Source organism: Candidatus Nanopusillus massiliensis, assembly GCF_920984865.1.
On record NZ_OV100765.1, the window covers coordinates 603,400 to 603,725 of the forward strand.

General features: G+C 24.1%; 1 protein-coding gene. It reads left to right on the top strand.

Annotated features, from left to right (window positions below):
* Nucleotides 1-189: 189 nt before the first annotated feature.
* A partial coding sequence (locus LUA84_RS05590) for an ATP-binding cassette domain-containing protein (protein ID WP_457913403.1) occupies nucleotides 190-326 on the top strand: 137 nt, incomplete at its 3' end.

Below are 326 nucleotides of genomic sequence, written 5' to 3' on the forward strand. Positions count from 1 at the left end.
TATTAAAGGGAAATACAAATATAAAAGATATAGATTTAAAATATCTTAGGGAAAAAATTTCATATTTATCACAAGAACCTGAAATTTTTAATAATACTACTTACATACAATATATCTTATGGAAATCAAAATGCAAATGAAATAGAAATAATTAGAGTTTGCAAAATTGTAAATATACATGATGATATAATTAAATTACCTTTTGCATATGATACCCCAGCAGGAGAAGAGGGAACAAAACTATCTAGCGGCCAAAAACAAAAAATAACAATTGCAAGAAATATAATAAAAAATCCTNNNATGTTTATACCTGATGAATTAACATC